We start from the raw sequence: 20,300 nt of genomic DNA on the forward strand, positions 1-20,300 counted from the left end.
TATGAACTCACCTTATTTCTGTATTTGACAAGCCTCTCCAGTATAGAAAAAACCGTTAATGATCGTCAATGAGGATTGCCCGCCCTGGCGGATAATCAGCGGGTGAAAAGGGCACTGTAGTTGGAAGAAACGCATTCCGTTTAAGAAAGGGTGTTATTCATGAAGGAAACAAGTCCGATTCCGCAGCCGAAGACGTTCGGCCCGCTCGGAAATCTTCCTTTGCTTGATAAAGACAAGCCCACCATGTCGCTTCTCAAACTGGCAAATGAGCAGGGGCCTATTTTTCAGCTGCATACGCCGGCGGGCACGATTATCGTCGTGTCAGGCCATGAACTGGTGAAAGAGGTTTGTGATGAAGAACGGTTCGATAAAAGCATTGAAGGGGCTTTGGAGAAAGTCCGCGCGTTTGCCGGTGACGGGCTGTTTACAAGCTGGACGCATGAGCCCAACTGGCGAAAGGCACATAATATTCTGATGCCGACCTTCAGCCAGCGCGCGATGAAAGATTATCATGCGATGATGACGGATATTGCGGTGCAGCTGATTCAAAAATGGGCAAGGCTGAACCCGGATGAGGCCGTTGATGTGCCTGCCGATATGACCCGGCTGACGCTCGATACGATCGGGCTGTGCGGTTTTAACTATCGGTTTAACAGTTATTACAGGGAAACGCCTCACCCGTTTATCAACAGCATGGTGCGCGCCCTTGATGAAGCGATGCACCAAATGCAGCGCCTTGATGTTCAGGATAAGCTCATGATCAGGACGAAGCGCCAATTTCATCATGACATTCAGGCGATGTTTTCGTTAGTAGACAATATTATCGCAGAGCGTAAGTCAGACGGCGGCCGGGATGAAAAGGATCTGCTGGCCAGGATGCTGAATGTGGAAGACCCGGAAACAGGCGAAAAACTTGACGATGAAAATATCCGCTTTCAAATCATCACGTTTTTAATTGCCGGCCATGAAACGACAAGCGGCCTGCTTTCCTTTGCCATCTACTTTCTGCTGAAGCATCCCCGTGTTTTGGAAAAAGCCTATGAGGAAGCCGATCGGGTATTGACCGATCCCGTTCCTTCATATAAACAAGTGCTGGATCTTACTTATATCCGGATGATTTTGCAGGAGTCATTGCGCCTATGGCCGACCGCGCCTGCGTTCAGTCTTTATGCGAAAGAGGATACGGTGATCGGCGGGAAATATCCGATCACGGCAAAAGACAGAATTTCCGTCTTAATTCCTCAGCTTCACCGTGATAAAGAGGCGTGGGGCGACAATGCGGAGGAATTTTATCCGGAGCGGTTTGAACATCCGGATCAAGTGCCCCACCATGCGTACAAGCCGTTTGGAAACGGTCAGAGGGCATGTATCGGTATGCAGTTCGCCCTGCACGAAGCAACTCTTGTTCTGGGTATGATTCTTCAGCATTTTACCTTCACAGACCACACCGATTATGAGCTGGATATTAAACAAACATTAACGCTCAAGCCCGGCGATTTTCATATTCGGATGCGGCCGCGAAACAAAGAAGGTGTTTCGGCTGCTCTCCCGGCGGCTGAAAAAGCGGCAGAAGGCGTCAAAAAAGAAAAACAGGAGACAAAAGGCGCTTCCATTATCGGACTTGATAACCGTCCGCTTCTGATTCTGTACGGCTCAGATACGGGAACTGCAGAAGGCGTGGCGCGGGAGCTTGCCGATACTGCCGGGATGCACGGCGTCCGTACTGAAACAGAGCCCTTAAATGACCGGATCGGAAAACTGCCGAAAGAAGGAGCGCTCTTGATCATTACATCCTCTTATAACGGAAAGCCTCCGAGCAACGCGGGGCAATTCGTGCAATGGCTTGAAGAAGTCAAACCCGGGGAACTGAAAGGCGTCCGATATGCTGTCTTCGGCTGCGGTGACCATAACTGGGCGGCGACATATCAGGCCGTTCCGAGACTGATTGATGAAAAGCTTGCCGAAAAAGGGGCGGAACGCTTTTCTGCCCGCGGCGAAGGAGATGTCAGCGGCGATTTTGAAGGACAGCTTGATGAATGGAAAAAAAGGATGTGGGCGGACGCCATGAAAGCGTTCGATCTCAAGCTGAATGAAAATGCCGAAAAAGAGCGAAGTACGCTGGGCCTTCAATTTGTGAGCGGGCTTGGCGGCTCCCCTTTGGCACAGACGTATGAAGCGGTTTACGCCTCCGTTGCGGAAAACAGGGAGCTTCAGGCCCCGGAAAGCGGCCGGAGCACAAGGCATATTGAAATTATTCTGCCGAAAGAGGCTGCTTACAATGAGGGGGATCATCTCGGTGTTCTGCCTGTAAACAGCAAAGAGCAGGTCGGCCGTGTTCTCCGCCGGTATAATCTGAACGGGAACGACCAAGTGCTGCTGACGGCCAGCGGACAGAGCGCGGCTCATCTCCCGCTCGATCGGCCGGTCAGGCTGCACGATCTTCTGAGCAGCTGTGTCGAATTGCAGGAAGCGGCATCAAGGGCGCAAATCCGGGAAATGGCCGCTTATACGGTCTGCCCGCCGCACAAACGGGAATTGGAAGATTTACTCGGAGAGGGCGTCTATCAGGAGCAAATCTTAACATTGCGCGTCTCAATGCTCGATCTCCTTGAAAAATATGAAGCGTGTGAACTGCCGTTTGAGCGATTTCTGGAGCTTTTGCGTCCGCTGAAGCCGCGTTATTATTCGATTTCCAGCTCACCGCGGAAACATCCCGGGCAGGCTTCAATTACCGTCGGCGTCGTTCGCGGCCCCGCCCGGAGCGGTTTGGGGGAGTATCGCGGAGTCGCTTCGAATTATTTGGCGGAACGCAGCCCTGAGGATGGTATCGTAATGTTTGTCCGCACTCCGGAAACAAGGTTCCGGCTGCCCGAAGACCCGGGAAAACCGATTATTATGGTCGGTCCCGGCACAGGAGTCGCCCCCTTCCGCGGATTTCTGCAGGCACGCGCGGCGTTAAAAGAAGAAGGGAAAGAGCTGGGGGAAGCTCATCTGTATTTCGGATGCAGAAACGATTATGATTTTATTTACCGTGATGAGCTTGAAGGTTATGAAAAAGACGGAGTCGTGACGCTTCATACGGCGTTTTCACGCAAAGAAGGCGTGCCGAAAACGTATGTGCAGCACGTCATGACGGAGGATGCCGAAGCTTTAATTTCGATCCTTGACCGGGGAGGGCATCTATACGTATGCGGCGACGGAAGCAAAATGGCGCCTGATGTAGAGGCAGCATTGCAAAAAGCGTATCAGTCGGTTCACGAAACAGATGCACGGCAAGCGCAAGAATGGCTTTTGGATCTCCAAACAAAGGGCATTTACGCAAAAGATGTCTGGGCCGGCATTTGACCGATTTGATGAAAAGGACTGGATGACTCCAGTCCTTTTTTGCATCGGCGGAAAAAAATATTCAAGTTTTTCAATCCCTTTGCATACAATAACTTCAGCCCGCCTGTTGGGCGGCTGTCTTTGATATTCATTTTTCGTTTTTAATAGTTTGTGTTATTCTTATATTTGGTATTTCCTAGTTTCAGACCGGGTTTGAAACGGTACCTTTTAATGCCAGAAAAAAATGTGAAACGAAGAACGGATATCCTGCGTCTAATGGCTGGCGGGATAAGATGTTCAATGGGCATGACACGAATGATAAATATATCGTTTATTAAAATGGTGTGTTTATGGGGCTGTGTGATGCTTTCGTTTTGCTCGGAAAGCAGGAATTGAAGCAAAAAGTAAGAATACAGATTTAAAGTGTTTAGGAAAGTAGAGGTTGCCATGAAGAAATTATTTTCTTACAGACTTAGTTTTTTTGTACTGGCTATTATTTTGTTTTGGGCCAAAACGTATTTAGCCTATCATGCTGAATTCAACCTTGGGGTGAAGGGGCCGACGCAGCAGTTTCTGCTAGTGATCAATCCGTTCTCAAGCGCCATTTTCTTTTTAGGACTGGCATTGTTTGCGAAAGGCCGCAAATCAGCGATTATCATGGTGATTATTGATTTCATCATGACGTTTATTTTGTATGCGAATATCCTATTCTATCGATTCTTCGATGATTTCTTGACATTCCCTAATTTAAAGCAATCCGGTAATGTCGGAAATATGGGAGACGGCATCTTCAGCATTATGTCCGGCCATGATATTTTGTACTTTGTTGACATTATTATTTTAATCGCACTTCTGGTGTGGAGACGTGAGCTGAAGGAATTCAAGCTGAAAAAACGATATACGTCATTAATTATCGTGACGGGTATTGTTTTGTTCTTTGTTAACTTGGCGATTGCCGAAGAGGACCGCCCGGAGCTGCTGACAAGAACGTTTGACCGCAATTACATTGTAAAATACTTAGGTCTTTATAATTACACGATTTATGACGGCGTGCAGACGGCGCAGACGGAAACGCAGCGGGCATATGCAAGCAGCGATGACCTGACGAGCGTTGAGAACTACACATCGTCGCATTATGCGAAGCCGAACGCCGAGTATTTCGGCAAGGCCAAAGGCAAAAATATCATTAAGATTCACTTGGAAAGTTTCCAATCGTTTTTAATCAACTACAAACTTGACGGAAAAGAAGTCACGCCGTTCCTGAATAAACTCGCCCGCGGCGGTGAGGACATGACGTACTTTGATAACTTTTTCCACCAAACAGGCCAAGGTAAAACATCTGACGCCGAGCTGATGATGGATAACAGCCTGTTCGGACTGCCTGAAGGGTCAGCCTTCGTGACAAAAGGGGAAAACACGTATCAATCGCTTCCTGCCATCCTTGACCAAAGTGAAGGCTATACAAGCGCCGTTTTACACGGTGACTACAAATCATTCTGGAACCGTGATCAGATTTACAAACATATCGGCTATGACAAATTCTTTGACGCCAGCACATACGATATGTCTGATGACAACCTTGTCAATATGGGACTGAAGGATAAACCGTTCTTCAAAGAATCCATTCCGAAGCTTAAATCGCTGAAACAGCCGTTCTATGCGCATTTGCTCACGCTGACGAACCATTATCCGTTTACGCTTGATGAAAAAGACGCAACGATCGAAAAAGCGAAAACGGGCGATGCGACTGTAGATGACTATTTCCAGACGGCGCGTTATCTCGACGAAGCGCTTGAACAGTTCTTTAAAGATCTGAAGTCATCCGGTTTATATGACAACTCGGTGATTATGATTTACGGAGACCACTACGGAATCTCTGAAAACCATAACCGCGCGATGAAAGAAATTCTCGGCAAAGAAATTACGCCTTATCAAAACGCGCAGAACCAGCGTGTGCCGCTTATGCTTCACATCCCTGGCAAAAAAGGCGGAGTGAACCATACATTCGGCGGTGAAATGGACGTTGTGCCGACGATCCTTCACTTGGAAGGCATCGATTCTAAGAAATATATTAATTTCGGTACCGATCTCTTCTCGAAAGACCATGATGATACGGTGACGTTCCGTAACGGAGACTACGTCACGCCGAAATATACTTCTATCTCCAATGTCGTATACGATACGAAGACAGGAAAAGAACTGAAAGGCAATCAGGAAACGAAAAATCTGAAAGCCAGAGTCACAGAGCAGCTGAAGCTGTCTGACAGCGTGATGTACAAAGACCTGCTCAGATTCCACAAATTGAGCGACTTTACGCCGGTTGATCCGTCTAAATATCATTACGGCAAAGAAAAGCTTAATGAGGATAATAAATAATAGAAAGAGCCTTACGGATGGTTTTCCGTGAGGCTCTTTTTTTGTGTGTATCTTCACCAATCTGAAAAAAGAGAGAGCTTTCGGTCACAAAGGGCGCCAATCTCTCATATCTTAGAGTAGATTTTGAAACCGGTGATAGAGAATCGGACAAATTATCCGGTTGGTTTCTCTTGTACGGGCGGTTTCGAATCCAATATTCACAGAGAAGAGGGGTAGAGATGAAAGCAGTCATTCTCTGCGGCGGAAAAGGAACGAGAATGAGCGAAATCACCAATGAACGTCCCAAACCGCTCGCCATGATAGGCGGAAAACCGATTCTATGGCATATTATGAAACTCTATCAATACTATGGCGTGAACGAATTTATCCTGCTTCTTGGTTTCAAAGGAGAGCTGATTAAGGAATATTTCTTAGATTATGACTGGAAGAATCACAGTATGACGCTCGACAGCTCTACCGGAGAAGTGCGGATATTGGGAAAATCCGAGCCGTGGAAAATCACTTTTTTAGACACGGGGGAACACACGCAGACAGCGGGGCGGCTTTTACAGGCAAAGGACATCATCGGTGATGAAACCTTTCTCATGACATACGGAGACGGACTGGCCAACATCAACCTGTTTCACCTGATCAGCTATCATCAATCAAAAGGGGCTGCGGCAACCGTCACCGGTATTGAAAAGACCTCACAATTCGGGACGCTGACGGTCGAAGACGGCATGGCGAAAAGCTTTTCTGAAAAAACCTCGAGTGACGGCATCATCAACGGCGGATTCTTCGTGCTCAGCCCGAAGGTATTTGATTATCTGCCGAAAGACAGCGATGTCATGTTTGAAGAAGAACCGCTGAAGGAGCTGGCGAAGGACGGCGAATTGGCGGTATATCGGCATTACGGTTTCTGGACGGCGATCGATACGTATAAAAACCTGCTGGAAATCAACAAGATGTGGGATCAAGGACAACATGTATGGAAGGTATGGTGATCAAGTTTGAGTTTCTGGAAAAATAAAAATGTGTTTGTGACGGGATGTACAGGTCTTTTAGGAAGCTGCTTGGTAAAGGAACTGATCGATCAGGGGGCCAATGTGACAGGCCTTGTCCGTGACACTGTGCCCAAATCTAATTTGTATCAGGGAGAACAAGTGAAGCAGATGAATATCGTGCAGGGCGCTCTTGAAGATCTGGATGTGATTGAGCGGGCGCTGGGCGAATATGAAATCGACACGGTCTTTCATTTAGCAGCACAGGCGATCGTCGGCGTCGCAAACCGCAATCCGATTTCCACATTTGAAGCCAATATTCTCGGCACATGGAACATCCTTGAAGCGTGCCGACGGCATCCGCTCATCAAGCGGGTGATCGTCGCCTCCAGTGATAAAGCGTACGGCGACCAGCCGGCACTGCCGTACGATGAAAACATGCCTCTTCAGGGCAAACATCCGTATGATGTGTCAAAAAGCTGTGCCGATCTGATAAGCCACACATATTTTAATACGTACGGCCTTCCGGTTTGTATTACGCGCTGCGGCAACTTGTACGGCGGCGGGGATTTGAATTTCAACCGGATTATCCCGCAGACGATTCAGCTCGTGCTGAACGGTGAAGCGCCGGAAATCCGCAGCGACGGCACATTTATCCGTGATTATTTTTACATTGAGGATGCGGTCGAGGCGTACCTTTTGCTGGCGGAAAAGATGGAGGAGCTCAATCTTGCGGGAGAAGCGTTCAACTTCAGCAATGAGATTCAGCTGACGGTGCTGGAACTTGTAGAAAAAATTCTTAAGGCCATGAACAGTGACTTGAAGCCGAAGGTGCTCAACCAGGGGAGCCACGAAATCAAGCATCAATATTTGTCGGCGGAAAAGGCGAGAAAGCTTCTGAACTGGACACCCGCGCATACCATTGATGAAGGGTTGGAAAAAACGATCGAATGGTATAAAGCCTTTTTTCAAAAGTAACAGAAACAGAGGTGATAAAGACGTGACAAGCGCATATTGCACAGTTTTATCAAAAGGAAGGCTGTATCAGGCCATCGCTTTATTCGGCTCATTGAAAGAAGTTCAGGCGGACGCCCCCATTTTTACTTTGTGTATGGATCAAGACACCTATGACGTGCTTCAGGCAATGCATCCGGATAATGTCACCCTGATTCCGGTGTCTGCACTGGAAAATGAGGAGCTCCTTGAATTGAAGCGGACGAGAGACCAGAGCGAATACTGCTGGACGGTGAAGCCGGTATTTCTCGAATTCGTGCTGGACGGACATCCGGACTTAGAGCGTGTCACGTACATTGATGCCGATTTGTTTTTTTTCGCTGATCCGCGCCCGATTTTTGAAAATCAGCCGGATTGTTCGGTGCTTCTGTCACGGGGCGATATCGTCATCCCCTCATTTAAAAAAAAGGAAATTGACATGCTGCAGCGCCTTTTAGGCCGGTATAATTCCGGTTTTCTCAGCTTCAAAAACGACCGGGCCGGCACAGATTGTCTCAGATGGTGGAAAGAACGCTGCCTTGAAGAATGCAAAAATGCGCCGGGTGAAGGAAAATTCGGAGATCAGGGCTACTTGGATCACATGTCTGATCTATTCCCGAATGTGTGTGACATCACCACGCCCGGTGTGAATATCGGCCATTGGAATTACGGCCGGCACACATTTTCATGGAAGGACGGGCGTCTTGTGCTCGAAGACGGGAGTCCGCTGATTTTCTATCATTTCAGCGGATACCGGATCATCACAGCCGGCGACATTCGGCAGATTCACGAGAAGACCCGGACCGACCTGCCGTTTGTCCATCAGCTTTACAAAGACATTCTGAAGCAGGTGATCGGGACGGTCAGCGCCGTCTGTCCGGAGTTCAGCGGCTTTGCATCTGAGAATGATAACAAATAAATGATTATATACAGGAAGTGAACAAAAGTGAAGGCAAGCGTCATAGTTCCCGCATATAATTCCAGGGAGCGGCTTTATAACAGCCTGTTGTCCCTGAATGAACAGGAATGCACAGAGCCGTTCGAAGTGATTGTGGCTGACAATGGTTCAGAAGACGGAACCTTATCCATGCTCGAATCATTCAGCGCGAATTTTCCGCTGATTTTTGTGAGAATTAAAGAAAACAGAGGGATCGCTTACGGCCGGAATCAGGCGGTCCGCAATGCCAGAGGCGATATTTTGATTTTCCATGACAGTGACATGCTTGCCGAAAAGGATTTGGTGGCGAAGCATATCAAGGCTCATGAGAACCGGGACGATCTTGTCGTATGCGGTATGTTCTGGAAGCGGCTGTACAGCTTTTATTATGACCGTTTTGAAAAAGAGCACAAGGAAAAGCTCGCCGAACTGTATGAAGAGCTGCCGGGCGATAAAGAGCCGCTTCTTGAGGAAAGTGCCATCAGAGACGGAAGCTTTCTCGACCAATGCTTTGACTTAGATACCGATTTTATACGTGTGCTGAAAAGCATTTTGGGAAAATACGGAGACGACTTGAAAGGCTACCGTCTGCCGTGGCGTTTTTTCATTACGAACAATTCATCAGTCAAACGGCAGCACGTGGCAGATCTCGGTCTGTTTGATGAAGGCATTGTCAGATACGGGTTTGAAGATTATGATCTCGGCATCAGGCTTCACCAGTCGGGCTTGTCGTTTCAGCTGCGGCGCGATATCATGAGCGTCCATCAGGAGCATCCGAGCAACTGTGCTTCCGTTGATGACATCAGGGCGAATATCGCGTACATGTGCGACAAGTACAATGACATCCATTCGCTTGACGTGCACCTCGCGTTTAACGGCCCGTTTGACGCGGAGTTAACCAACAGCATTATGGCAGACATCGAAGTGCTGCTTGATTATGAGAAATATGAAAGCCTGCTGTACATCTTTCTTGAGCTGATGCACGCAGTTAAAGACCGCAACCTCGATCCGGACTGGAGGACGAAAAGCCCGCGTATCACGGCGAATAGCTTTCATCTGCCGGAGGCCCAAAAGCTTTTGTCAAAAGCAGAAAAAAAGCTGGGCGTTACGCACTTTGCAAGAGCGTTCAAAGCGCTGTTTGCTGATTTACTGCATGTGGATCTAAAATAAATTGGATGTGATATGGTGAGTAAATATCATTTTTCAACCATTGTTTCAAGAACGCATATCTTTAAACTGATGCCGATGATTCATTCTCTCCATGAGCATTGCCGTGATTTTCATCTGTATGTGCTGTGTGTTGACAAGAAGGCGTATGAACTGCTTCAGCAGGTGCCGTGGGAGCATGTCACGGCGGTTCAGCTCCATGAAATGGAGGACCCGGAGCTGCTTGAAGCAAAGGGCGGGCGGACGTTTCATGAATATTGCTGGACGCTGAAGCCGGCATTTCTGTTCCATGTGATGACGGAGTATGATGAAGCCGAATATTTTGCCCATTTGGACACCGATCTCTTTTTCTTCTCAGATGCGGGCGAGCTGTTTGCGGAAAAGCCGGATGCTTCTCTTTTCCTGACGGATCACCGCAATTCAGAACGGTTTGCGTCTTATTACAAGCTGACCGGGCAGTACAACACCGGGTTTGTCGGCGCGCGGAATACCGAGGAGGCGTATCGGGCGGTCTGGCAGTGGAGACAGGATTGCATCTCCTATTGTACGGTGGAGATGAATGAAGAAAAAAAGACATACGGTGACCAAAGGTATGTTGAAAAGTGGCCCGCGCAGTTTGAGCACGTTCATGTCACGGAGTCGATCGGCGCGAATGCCGCGCTGTGGAATATTGAGCAATACGAAGTCAGCCTGCGTGACGGGGCTGTATATGTCAATGACACTCCGCTGATTTTTTATCATTTTTCAGGCTTTACGCTCGTCACGGAGAACGAATTCAATCTGTGCTGGTACTATCACATTGATGACGAGGCGACAGTCAATATGATTTACGTGCCGTACATCAAAAACGTAAAAAAATGGATTGATGACATTCAAAAGGCGTTTCCCGATTTCAGAGACGGGTTTATTCCGAGATATGCGGTTCCTGACACTCATTTTTATACGGTTGAAACATAAAATCCCTGCCGAAAAGGCAGGGATTTTTTTATGAATGCAATTCTTTTAATGTTTTGTCGCTTGGCAGGACAAACGCGAGCAGTCCTAAAACGGGCAGAAAGGCGACGGCTGTCATGGTCGGCGTCAATCCAGCGGAATCAATGAGGGCGCCGAGCGCAACGGCTCCGATCGCGCCCATTCCGAAGGCGAGCCCGACCGTAAGCCCTGACATCGTGCCGATTTTACCCGGAACGAGCTCCTGCGCGTAGACAACGGTCACAGAGAAGCTGGACATCAGGACAATGCCGATCAGCGCCAGTACGCCATAGGCGATAACAGGCCCCGCAAACGGAAGGAAAATCGTCAAGGGAGCCGATGCCATCATTGATACGATAATGACGTTCCGCTTTCCGAAACGGTCTGCCAGCGGCCCGCCGAGAAACGTTCCGACAGCCCCGAAGAATAAAAAGACGAAGATGTAGCTCTGTGCCTGCTGAATGCTGACATGATAGGCATTCATCGCATAGAACGTATAAAAGTTGCCGATCGCGCTCACATACCAGGAACGCGCGAAAATCAAGAAGATAATCATGATAAGGGCAAGAATAATCGGCTTTGTAATCACAGTCTCCACAGCGGCAGCCGGTGATTTTTTACTTGCGGCGCGCAAATGAATAAGGCGGCCTTTATACCATTTGGCGATATAAATGAGAAACAGCACAGCGATTGCGGCGACAAGTGTAAACCAGACAGAGCCGAATTGACCGAGCGGAACGAGAATCAGCGCGGTAATCAGGGGCGCCATCGCCTGGCCGGTATTTCCGCCGACTTGGTAAATCGATTGCGCCAAGCCGCGCTTTTCGCCGGCGGCCATGTAAGCGACACGCGATCCTTCAGGATGAAAGACGGCGGAGCCAAGGCCGATAAAAAATACACAGCATAAAATCGTCAGAAAAGACGGGGCGAACGCGAGACCTAAAATGCCGAGCATGCTTGCGGTGAGTCCGAGCGGCAGGGCATACGGCATCGGGCGTTTATCCGTATACCAGCCGATGACGGGCTGCATTACGGAAGACACCATATTCAGCGTAAAGGCGATCATTCCGAGCTGTGTAAAGGTAAGACTCATAGAACGTTCCAAAATAGGAAACATCGCCGGAATCACCGCTTGCAGTGTATCGTTCAGCAAATGACAAATCCCGATAATCAATAAAATGGAATACATGGTTGTATCGGGACGATGGACAGGTTTTTCTTTCATCGGTGCGGCAATTGCCAAAGTGATTCTCCTCCTTTTATGTAAGCAAAGCATACACCATATTATTCATAAGGTGAATGAATGATCAAGAGCAAAAAAGGCTCTTCTTTCTCAAATCGAAAAAAGAGCCTCCCTTTTTATTTGTTTAACAAACTGTGTTTTCTCGAATAAACCATATAAACGACGATCCCGGCGGCGATCCAGATGACAAAGGAAAGCCATGTCACGCCGGGCAGGCTGCTTGCGAGATAGAGGCATAAGCATGCGCTGATGATCGGCACAAAAGGAACGAAAGGAACACGGAAGGAAGATTTGATCTCCGGATGTTTCTTTCTTAAAACGATGACGGCGATCGCGATGACCGTAAAGGCCGCCAAGGTTCCCATGTTGACGAGATGCGCCAAGGTTCCCAGATCAATAAGGCCGGCGATCCCGGCGGCAACGATCCCCGTCACCCAGGTGTTTTGAAACGGTGTTTTAAAACGCGGATGCACCTTGGAAAATACGCGGGGCAAAAGACCGTCTCTGCTCATCGCAAATGTGAGACGCACCTGAGCGTACAGCAGAGCAAGCATGACTGTTGTAATCCCGATAATCGCGCCGACGGAAATAATGCCCGCGATTTTGTTCTGGCCGACAAATTGGAGCGCGAATGATACCGGATCTCCGACATTTAATTTAGTGTACGAAAGCATTCCCGTCAGAACGAGCGACACGGTAATGTAAAGGATGGTGCAGATGGCGAGCGCGCCGATAATCCCGATCGGCATTGATTTCTGCGGGTTCTTCACTTCTTCCGATGCGTTTGACACGGCATCAAATCCGAGATACGCGAAGAAAACGGTCGCGGCGCTCGTGATGACGCCTTTCATTCCGAACGGCATAAACGGCGACCAGTTTTCCGGTTTCACGTAGCCGAATCCGACGACGATAAACAGCAAAATGATCGCAATTTTCATCAAAACAATGACATTATTAAAGCGGGTGCTTTCTTTCACGCCTCTTGAAACAATCGCGGTAATCACCAAAATAATAATAACGGCCGGCAGATTGAGCACAGCGCCCGCTTTGCTCCCGGGTGCGGCGGTCAGCGCCTCCGGAAGATGCATCCCGAAGCCCGCAAGAAGCGACTGGAAATACGATGACCAGCCGGTTGCGACGGCGGAGAGCGCAATGACATATTCAAGCATTAAGTCCCATCCGATTAAAAACGCGAGACATTCTCCGAGAGTGACATAGGAGTACGTATATACGCTGCCTGAAATCGGAATGGATGAAGAAAATTCCGCATAACAAAACGCTGCGAGCGCGCAGGCAAGGCCCGCGAGCACAAACGACAGAATCAAAGCCGGTCCTGCCCCTGTTGCGGCCACGGTCCCGGTAATCACAAAAATCCCCGTGCCGACAACACAGCCGATTCCGAGTAAAACCAAGTCAAAAGCGCTTAACGAGCGGGCCAGACCGGCCTGTTTGCTTTGGACCTTTAAGTCGGCGATCGGCTTTTTCCGAAATAATAAAGACATATGGGTCCTCCTGAAAATTCATAATATTCATATCATTATATACACTGACGTTTGTATTATATTGTCGAAATTTCGCACAGTCAATTAAAGAATTTTCCACTTTAAAAGGAAAAAGCTCAAAAGCGTCGATGTGCGGAAGGAACAGTAATTTTATTGTGAAATAGTTCAATTTTCTCACGTTAAGACCGATACAAAAAATGACTCATCAACTATTTTCAAGTTTCGGTGAAAGGGAGATGTTTTTACATGTTTCAATATGAAGAACTAAATAAGCAGTTTATCGGCGGCCGATGGAGGGATGGGAGCAGCCGGAACGTATTGGAAAACAGAAATCCTTATACTCAGAAAGTCATCACCTCATTCCGAAAAGCGACGCCTGATGACGTGGATGCGGCGTATCGCGCCGCGGCTCTTGCGAAACAAGAATGGGACAAAGTCAATCCTTTTAAAAAGCGGGCCATTTTGGAAAAAGCCGTATCTTTCATCGAAGAGCACGAAGAAGCGATCATTTACTTAATCATGGAGGAGCTTGGCGGAACAAGGCTGAAGGCTGAGTTTGAAATCGGACTTGTCAAAAATATGATAAAAGAAGCCGCAACATTTCCGGTGCGGATGGAAGGGAAAATTCTCCCGTCCACGATTGACGGAAAAGAAAACAGGCTGTACAGAATACCAGCCGGTGTCGTCGGGGTCATCAGCCCGTTTAATTTCCCGTTTTTCCTTTCGGTGAAATCAGTTGCGCCGGCACTCGGAGCGGGCAACGGCGTTGTGCTGAAGCCTCATGAAGAAACACCGATCTGCGGCGGAACACTGATTGCGAAGATTTTTGAAGCGGCCGGCGTACCGGACGGGCTGCTGAATGTCATCGTGACGGATATCGGGGAGATCGGCGACAGTTTTGTTGAGCATCCCGTGCCGCGGATTATCTCATTTACGGGTTCAACCGGAGTGGGCAGCTATATCGGACAGCTTGCGATCAAGCACTTTAAAAAACCGCTCTTGGAGCTTGGCGGAAACAGCGCGCTGATCGTGCTTGAGGACGCTGATCTCGAATACGCCGTCAATGCGGCCGTATTCAGCCGGTTTACGCATCAGGGCCAGATCTGCATGTCGGCGAACCGCGTGCTCGTTCACACATCTGTATATAACAAATTCACAGAGCTTTACGAAGCGAAAGTGTCATCGCTGAAAGTCGGCGATCCGATGGACCCTGATACGGTGATCGGGCCTTTAATCAATGAGAAACAGGCGGAAGGTCTGAAACGGTCCGTTGAAAAAGCGATAGAAGAGGGAGCGGTTCCGGTGCTTTCCGGCCGATTCAGCAAAACGGTAGCTGAACCCGTCATCTTAAAAGATGTAAGACCTGAGATGAGTATCGCAAAAGAGGAACTGTTCGGTCCGGCCGTCTGCATTATGCCGTTTGAAACGGAGGATGAAGCGGTAAGCATCGCAAACGCGACACCGTTCGGTTTAAGCGGAGCCGTGCATACGGCAAACGTTGAGCGCGGCGTTGAGTTTGCTAAGCGGATCGAAACCGGCATGATTCACGTCAACGATACGACCATTAATGATGAACCGAATGTCGCGTTCGGCGGCGAGAAGCAATCAGGTCTCGGCAGGCTGAACGGCGAATGGAGCCTGGAAGAATTCACTACGCTGAAATGGATTTCGGTTCAGCATGAAAAACGGCAATTCCCATATTAAGAAGGAGTGAAAGAAATGAGTATACAGACGGAACAGCAAACGCACAGCCTGCTTGACGCTTTTGTCAAAGTTGCGCCTTTTTTAAACAGCCTGATCCAAGATGACATCACCATCGGAATTTATGATACAGAAAAATTAATCGTGAATATTCCGGCTAAAACGTTTTCTCTTAACGTAAAGCCGGGAGACCCGCTCCAAAAAGGAGACATCATTACAGACGCAATCCGTTTGAATCAGAAGAAGACAAGCATGGTGCCGAAAGAGCTGTTCGGATTTCCGCTGATCGCCAGAGCGATCCCGCTTCACGATGAAAATGGAAAAGTCATCGGCGGCGTCGGCCTCGGCACGAGCCTTGAAAAATCAGCCAAGCTTCATGATGTCGCTGAAAGCCTGTCCGCCGTCGTGGAACAGACCGCTTCAGCCATCGCGGATATTTCAGAATCCATCAGCGGCTTTTCAGCACAGATGACCGGGATTTCCGCTCAGGCGAAACAAGTCAGTGAAAGCGCGGGAGAAATCGCCGACATTTCCGTCACTGTCAAGGGCATCTCAGATCAAAGCAATCTGCTCGGTTTGAACGCGGCCATTGAAGCTGCGAGAGCTGGAGAATCCGGAAAGGGCTTTTCCGTGGTGGCGGATGAGATCCGCAAGCTTGCCACTCATTCAAAAGACAACGTCGGACAAATTGACCAGATTACGAAAAAAATCCACAGCCTGTTGAAAGGGCTGGAGGACTCTATTGAATCCATCAACCAGAACACAGACGGCCAAGCGGCGGCGGTTGAACAAATTTCTGCCACGATGCAGGAGATTTCAGGAAGCGCCCAGCATTTAGCGAAAATGGCTGAAAACGTGCTCGGGGATTCATAAAAAAGGGGAGCTTACGGGCTCCTTTTTTGTTTTCGTTTATCAATCGGAAACTGCACTTACACGTTTGATCCGTCATGCTCAGGGGTACACATACGAATACATCACCAATGATAAAGGAGAGTTTTGTATGTCTGATGCAAATCTGCACAACCCGCTGACGAAATATGATCATGATGAATTTCCAAAACAATATCAGAAGCCGCCCGGTTTGCAGAAAGAGATGAAGCCTGTGCCGGACTGCGGCGAAACAAGCTATAAAGGAGCAGGCAAGCTGAAGGGAAGAAAAGCCCTCGTCACCGGCGGCGATTCGGGGATCGGCCGGGCTGCCGCGATTGCTTATGCCCGGGAAGGGGCGGATGTGGCCATTAACTATCTGCCTGAGGAACAGCCGGATGCCGAAGAAGTGAAAGCGTTAATTGAAAAAGAAGGAAGAAAAGCCGTTCTGCTCCCCGGAGATTTAAGCGATGAAGCGTTTTGCGGAGAATTGGCGGAAAAAGCGTATCAAGAGCTTGGCGGTCTTGACACGCTCGCCCTTGTCGCCGGCAAACAGCAGGCAGTGGATGATATCAGCGATCTTGCCACAGAACAAATCTATCAAACATTCGAAGTTAATGTTTTCTCACTGTATTGGCTCGTCAAAGCGGCGCTTCCGTATCTGCCGGAAGGCGCGTCTATTATCACCACAACTTCTGTCGAAGGGTACAATCCAAGTCCGATGCTGTTGGATTATGCGGCGACAAAACATGCCATTATCGGCTTTACCGTCGGCTTAGGAAAGCAGCTGGCGAATAAAGGAATCAGAGTCAACTCTGTAGCGCCGGGGCCGATCTGGACGCCGCTTCAGATTTCCGGAGGACAGCCCGGTGAAAACATTCCGAAATTCGGCAAGGAAACACCGGCCGTGCCATTACAGCGTGCCGGCCAGCCCGCGGAGCTTGCAGGGATTTATGTCTTTTTGGCATCAGAAGAATCGAGCTATGTGACATCCCAGATTTACAGTGTCAGCGGAGGTATTCCGACGGCGTAATGAATAAGGAGCTGCCCTCTTACAGGGGGCAGCTCTTTTTTTGATGTTATGTGCCGAGCACGTTTTGATTATACAGTACGCTCGGATGTGACGGGTGATAGGAGGCGGCTTTGTCGTTATGAATCTTCGCTTTTTCTCTGTCGCCGAGCTGCCAGTGGCAGACGCAGAGCTGCAGATGAGGATACCAGGTGGAATATTCGAGCTGGGTAAAGCCTGAATCGCTGTATGTGGCGGATAGAGCGAGCTCATACCAAAACACGCCCTGCAGGTATTGCCGTTTCTCCGTAAAATAGTCGCCGAGCCTGCAGCAGAACTCCGGCCGCGGACAATCAATCAAAAATGATTTTAAGAGCGACGTCATGGCGGCCTCTTCATGGCCGACCGCCCTGTAGCAATCGAATAGGTATTGGCACGTTCTGATCTCGTCTTCGATCCAGCACTGTTTAGTGGAAAGAAAATGATGATAATACGTAATGGCGCGCTGATACTGGCCGTGATCCTTTAATTCATTCGCGAAATAAAATAAATCGCGCGGTGTCATCGTTTCACTGTTTTCCGCCATTTTCTCGTAAATCCTCAGGTTGCGGTCTGAGGGAGGCGAGTGCTTTTTCTCGGATTTGCGGTGTGTGACGGCGATATCGGTTTCTATAATGTTTCCGTATACTTCCAGATACTCATGCACGGCTCCGATCCAGCGGAACCCTTTTTCCCGCTTGACGAGACGGTTGCGGCGGTATCTGAAGCTGACCTCTCCCCGATCATCAAAGCCGACGTGATAATACATGGATACCGCGTCCACCTCTTTTGAAAGCGACGCCTTCAGTTCAATCAGCTTTTCACGATCCTTTTCCGTCAGCAAATCGTCGGCGTCCAGCCACAGAATATATTCCATTTCCGCTTTCGAAAACGCAAAATTACGGGCGGCCGCAAAATGATCGACCCATTCAAAATCATAAATCTTATCCGTATAACGGGCCGCGATTTCTTTCGTCCGGTCGGTCGACCCCGTATCAGCAATCACAATTTCATCCGCAATGTCTTTGACGGAATCAAGACAGCCCGCAAGCACTTCCTCTTCATTTTTCACGATAACGCATAAACTGATGCTAATCATGTCATCACCTCTTCACCTCCAGTGTATAAAAGGAGAGGCGGAAACATTCTTCGGACAAAATGATCGCTTCCAAGAAATTTGTCTGCCCTTTTACTAGTTTTATTCCAACGCCTGATTTAAAATGAACACATGAACTTACGTGAGGATTGATAGGAACCATGAGCATCATAAAAGCGGAAAATCTTTATAAAACATACGGAGAAAAGACATTATTCGACCATATCTCCTTTCATATTGAAGAGAATGAAAGAATCGGTTTAATCGGCCCGAACGGAACGGGGAAGTCCACGCTTCTGAAAACCATTGCCGGCCTTGAATCAACGGAGGAAGGCGAGATGACGGCTTCAGGAAACGTGCATATTGAGTTTTTGCATCAGGATCCCGATCTTCCTGCCGGACAAACCGTCCTTGAGCATATTTATTCCGGTGACTCAGCCGTTATGAGAACGATGCGGGAGTACGAAAAAGCGCTTCAGGAGCTGAATGAAGAGCCGGAAAATGAACAGCGCCAAAAGCACCTGCTTGATGCGCAGGCGAGAATGGACGCGAATGATGCGTGGGAGGCGAATACATTAGCCAAAACGGTTTTAACCAAACTCGGTGTCACCGACTTGATGAAGGATGTCAGCGAGCTGTCCGGCGGCCAGAAAAAGCGCGTCGCGATTGCGAAAAACGTCATCCAGCCGGCTGACCTGCTTATTTTGGATGAACCGACAAACCATTTGGACAATGAAACGATTGAATGGCTGGAAGGCTACTTATCGCAATATCCGGGCGCCGTCATGCTTGTCACGCACGACAGGTATTTTCTGAACAGGGTGACGAACAGAATTTACGAGCTTGAGAGAGGCAGCCTTTATACGTATAAGGGAAACTATGAAGTATTCCTGGAAAAACGGGCCGAACGGGAAGCGCTGGCAGAGCAGAAAGAAACGAAACGTCAAAACCTCCTGCGCCGCGAATTGGCGTGGCTCAGAAGAGGGGCGAAAGCACGCTCAACGAAACAAAAAGCGAGAGTGGAAAGAGCGGAGGCGCTCAAGGAGCAAAAAGGGCCGGCAGTCTCCGGATCGCTCGATTTCGCGATCGGTTCCCACCGTCTCGGAAAACAGGTGATAGAAGCGGAAAACGTCACCCTCACCTACGGCGGCCAAGCGCTGATCAGCCAATTTAACGAGCTTGTCATTCCGGGTGAACGAATCGGCATCATCGGGCCGAACGGAATCGGGAAAACGACACTTTTAAACAGCCTCGCCGGCAGAATTCAGCCAGACAGCGGCCGCATCACCATCGGGCAGACGGTCAGGATCGGGTACTACACCCAGGACCACAGCGAAATGAACGGCGATATGAAAGTCATTGACTATATAAAAGAGACGGCTGAAATCGTCAAGACGGCGGAAGGTGATGTCATCACCGCGGAACAAATGCTTGAGCGCTTTCTGTTCCCGCGCCCGATGCAGCAGACATATATCAGAAAGCTGTCAGGCGGGGAAAAGCGCCGTCTGTACTTGCTGAATGTACTGATGCAGGAGCCGAATGTGCTGTTTTTAGATGAGCCGACCAATGATCTGGACACAGAAACATTAAGCGTGCTCGAAGATTACATCGAACAGTTTCCGGGCGTCGTCATTACCGTATCCCATGACCGCTATTTCCTTGACCGTGTTGTGGACCGCCTGATCGTATTTGAAGGACAAGGCGTCATTTCGCGTTTCCAAGGTTCGTACAGTGAATACATGGAATACGCAAAAGCGAAGAAGACTGCGGTAAAACAGCCGGCCGAAGAGAAAAAGGCGGAAGAAGAGCCAAAGAAAAAGCGCAAAAAGCTTTCATACAAAGATCAGATCGAATGGGACGGCATCGAAGATAAAATCGCCGGCCTTGAAGAAAAGCATCAGCGTCTGGAAGCGGAAATTGCTGAAGCGGGAAGTGATTTCGGAAAGATTCAAGAACTGATGGCCGAACAGGCAAAAACGGCTGAAGAGCTTGAAGCGGCGATGGAGCGCTGGACCGAATTGTCACTGATGATCGAAGAACTTGAGAATTAAAAAAAGCCGGTACGGCCCAAAGAAAATGGCGGGTCATACCGGC

Annotated in this window: 14 protein-coding genes; 11 read left to right on the forward strand and 3 right to left on the reverse strand. The window is 48.9% G+C overall.

Annotated features, from left to right (window positions below):
* Positions 1 to 159 precede the first annotated feature (159 nt).
* The 7 genes from AC1DN5_RS17345 (at position 160) to AC1DN5_RS17375 (ending at position 10,734) form a co-directional block, all read left to right on the forward strand.
* Entirely contained in the window at positions 160 to 3,345 is a 3,186-nt protein-coding gene (locus tag AC1DN5_RS17345; protein ID WP_366970085.1) for a bifunctional cytochrome P450/NADPH--P450 reductase, read from the forward strand.
* Between the two features lie 426 nt (positions 3,346 to 3,771).
* The gene (gene ltaS / locus AC1DN5_RS17350; RefSeq protein WP_016936959.1) at positions 3,772 to 5,700 is read left to right on the forward strand and encodes a lipoteichoic acid synthase; all 1,929 of its coding nucleotides are present in this window, start codon (positions 3,772 to 3,774) and stop codon (positions 5,698 to 5,700) included.
* 218 nt (positions 5,701 to 5,918) lie between these two features.
* Positions 5,919 to 6,683, forward strand: coding sequence for a glucose-1-phosphate cytidylyltransferase (gene rfbF / locus AC1DN5_RS17355; RefSeq protein WP_016936960.1), 765 nt, complete (start codon positions 5,919 to 5,921; stop codon positions 6,681 to 6,683).
* Positions 6,684 to 6,689: 6 nt separating this feature from the next.
* Positions 6,690 to 7,658, forward strand: coding sequence for a GDP-mannose 4,6-dehydratase (locus tag AC1DN5_RS17360; protein WP_366970084.1), 969 nt, complete (start codon positions 6,690 to 6,692; stop codon positions 7,656 to 7,658).
* Positions 7,659 to 7,680: 22 nt separating this feature from the next.
* On the forward strand, positions 7,681 to 8,592 hold the full coding sequence (locus AC1DN5_RS17365; protein ID WP_366970083.1) for a putative nucleotide-diphospho-sugar transferase: 912 nt from the start codon (positions 7,681 to 7,683) through the stop codon (positions 8,590 to 8,592).
* A gap of 27 nt (positions 8,593 to 8,619) precedes the next feature.
* Positions 8,620 to 9,780: a glycosyltransferase family 2 protein gene (locus AC1DN5_RS17370; protein WP_366970082.1), complete on the forward strand. Its 1,161-nt coding sequence runs from the start codon at positions 8,620 to 8,622 to the stop codon at positions 9,778 to 9,780.
* 15 nt (positions 9,781 to 9,795) lie between these two features.
* Positions 9,796 to 10,734, forward strand: coding sequence for a putative nucleotide-diphospho-sugar transferase (locus AC1DN5_RS17375; protein WP_326124587.1), 939 nt, complete (start codon positions 9,796 to 9,798; stop codon positions 10,732 to 10,734).
* Positions 10,735 to 10,762: 28 nt separating this feature from the next.
* On the opposite strand, the gene AC1DN5_RS17380 is transcribed toward AC1DN5_RS17375, so the two are convergent.
* A complete protein-coding gene (locus tag AC1DN5_RS17380; protein ID WP_366970081.1) occupies positions 10,763 to 11,992 on the reverse strand; it encodes an MFS transporter in 1,230 nt (409 codons plus the stop codon).
* 116 nt (positions 11,993 to 12,108) lie between these two features.
* A complete protein-coding gene (locus AC1DN5_RS17385; RefSeq protein ID WP_016936966.1) occupies positions 12,109 to 13,494 on the reverse strand; it encodes an amino acid permease in 1,386 nt (461 codons plus the stop codon).
* 246 nt (positions 13,495 to 13,740) lie between these two features.
* On the opposite strand from AC1DN5_RS17385, the gene yfmT reads away from it, so the two are divergent.
* The 3 genes from yfmT to AC1DN5_RS17400 all read left to right on the forward strand — a co-directional run bounded on the left by yfmT (position 13,741) and on the right by AC1DN5_RS17400 (position 17,095).
* Positions 13,741 to 15,198: a benzaldehyde dehydrogenase gene (yfmT, locus tag AC1DN5_RS17390; RefSeq protein ID WP_441397074.1), complete on the forward strand. Its 1,458-nt coding sequence runs from the start codon at positions 13,741 to 13,743 to the stop codon at positions 15,196 to 15,198.
* A 465-nt stretch (positions 15,199 to 15,663) separates the two neighbouring features.
* Positions 15,664 to 16,068, forward strand: a complete 405-nt coding sequence (locus AC1DN5_RS17395; RefSeq protein ID WP_411810546.1) for a methyl-accepting chemotaxis protein — start codon at positions 15,664 to 15,666, stop codon at positions 16,066 to 16,068.
* Between the two features lie 127 nt (positions 16,069 to 16,195).
* Positions 16,196 to 17,095: an SDR family oxidoreductase gene (locus tag AC1DN5_RS17400; RefSeq protein ID WP_366970080.1), complete on the forward strand. Its 900-nt coding sequence runs from the start codon at positions 16,196 to 16,198 to the stop codon at positions 17,093 to 17,095.
* Positions 17,096 to 17,141: 46 nt separating this feature from the next.
* Here the strand turns inward: AC1DN5_RS17400 and AC1DN5_RS17405 are convergent, their stop codons facing one another.
* Complete coding sequence (locus tag AC1DN5_RS17405; RefSeq protein WP_366970079.1) at positions 17,142 to 18,209, reverse strand: tetratricopeptide repeat-containing glycosyltransferase family 2 protein; 1,068 nt, start codon at positions 18,207 to 18,209, stop codon at positions 17,142 to 17,144.
* A 158-nt stretch (positions 18,210 to 18,367) separates the two neighbouring features.
* Between AC1DN5_RS17405 and abc-f the strand changes: the two genes are divergently transcribed.
* Complete coding sequence (abc-f, locus tag AC1DN5_RS17410; RefSeq protein WP_099744473.1) at positions 18,368 to 20,257, forward strand: ribosomal protection-like ABC-F family protein; 1,890 nt, start codon at positions 18,368 to 18,370, stop codon at positions 20,255 to 20,257.
* Positions 20,258 to 20,300: the final 43 nt, after the last annotated feature.

It is taken from the genome of Bacillus sp. 01N42_2 (assembly GCF_056399565.1).